Genomic DNA, 1488 nt, shown 5'->3' with positions numbered 1-1488 from the left:
CGGGTCTTCAAAGTTGAGCGGTGCGGAGGTGTCCGCGGGCTCGGCGGGTGGTGACGCAGCGTGTTCGGAGCCGCTGGTTCTCGGCGTTGCGGAAGCCGAACGCGGCTCGTGCGACGAGCTTGATCACGCGGTTGATGCCCTCGCTCTTCGCGTTGTGGTGCCCGGTGCCGATGAACGCCTCGATCTCGGGCCACCAGCGATCGACGGTGGCGGCGAGCTGCCGCACCTCGGGGATGTCGGCGTCCGCGCACCAGGTGAGGAACTTCCAGCGGACGTGGCCGACTTGGTGTCGGTCGGCCCCGGTGCGGGCCAGGGCGAGGAGGTTGCGGAGGTTCTCCTTGGCAATCCACGCCGTCAGCAGTGTCTGCCCGATCTTCCCCTCGCCCAGCAGCGTGTTCCACATGGTGGCGAACTGGTCGTCGGTGAGATCCTCGCGGTTGCGCAGGAGCCGTCGTCTGGCCTTCCACTCCGGGTCGGTGGCGCGTCCACGTCGGCCCCGGATCTCGGCGGTGGTGCGGCGCCGGACCATGGACAGCATCTTGTTGGCGAGCTGGACGACGTGGAAGTGGTCGACCACGACGATCGCGTGCGGCAGGCCGGTGCGGACCGCCGCGCGGTAGGTGGCCGACATGTCGATGGCGACGTGCCGGATGCTCTTTCGCCAGGTCAGCGGTGTGGTGGCGAGCCAGGCCAGGACGTCGGCGACGGTACGGCCCTCGACCTGGCCGAGCAGCCCGCCGGTGCCGAGGGCGTCGACGAAGCCGGTGTGCCACCGGTCGCGTGTCTGGATCCATCTGCTGGTGCCAGGATCCTGTTCCCAGCGCGGCTTGCCCCGGCGGGTCTCATCGATGCCCAGTACGTCGACCTCAGGCAGCGGGGCGCCTGTGACCTCGCGTGCCGATGTGCGCAAGGCGCCCATCACCGTGGGCCAGGACAGATGCAGGTCGCGGGCGGCCTGGATGACCGTGGAGCCGGCATCGCGCACGCGGCGGCCGGCCGCGACCCGCAGTCGCATGGTGATCCGCGCGCCGGCCGGTATCTGTGGGATCTGCTCGGTGAACGACCGGCGTGGGCAGCCGGGCTCCCGGCACCACCAGCGGCGCTTGTGCCAGCGGAACTCCAGCCCGCTCTCGCCGTAAGGCAGATCGCGGGGCCGGGTCGTCGCGGAGCCCTTCACCCGCGTGGCGAACACCCCGCACTCGGGGCAGGCCCGGGCCTGCTCATCGGCGGTGATCAGGTGCACCCGGCGGGTGCCGTCCTCCAGCCGCTCCACCCGCGCGACGGCCAGGCCGTCCAGGTTGAGCAGTAACGTCGTATCGTTGTCCAAGCCCGTGGTTTCTGAATGATCGTTCTGCGTCGAGAACAGAAATGATCACTCATGGCCACGGGCATCCTGCTGCCAGGACCACCCACGACCCCTGGCCCTCACGCAACGTGACAGCCAGTCAGTCCACTCGGGACGACACACCGCTCAAGTTCGAAGACCCG

Annotated in this window: 1 protein-coding gene; it reads right to left on the bottom strand. The window is 69.5% G+C overall.

Annotated features, from left to right (window positions below; all coding sequences use genetic code 11):
- Positions 1-7 precede the first annotated feature (7 nt).
- Positions 8-1327, bottom strand: a complete 1320-nt coding sequence (locus tag ABZZ79_RS39680) for an ISL3 family transposase (protein ID WP_356697550.1) — start codon at positions 1325-1327, stop codon at positions 8-10.
- Between the last annotated feature and the right edge of the window lie 161 nt (positions 1328-1488).

The sequence above is a fragment of the Streptomyces sp. NPDC006458 genome (assembly GCF_040612135.1).
GTDB lineage: Bacteria > Actinomycetota > Actinomycetes > Streptomycetales > Streptomycetaceae > Streptomyces.
The sequence above is the reverse complement of the archived record's forward strand: the minus strand, read 5'-3'. Positions and strand labels throughout refer to the sequence as shown.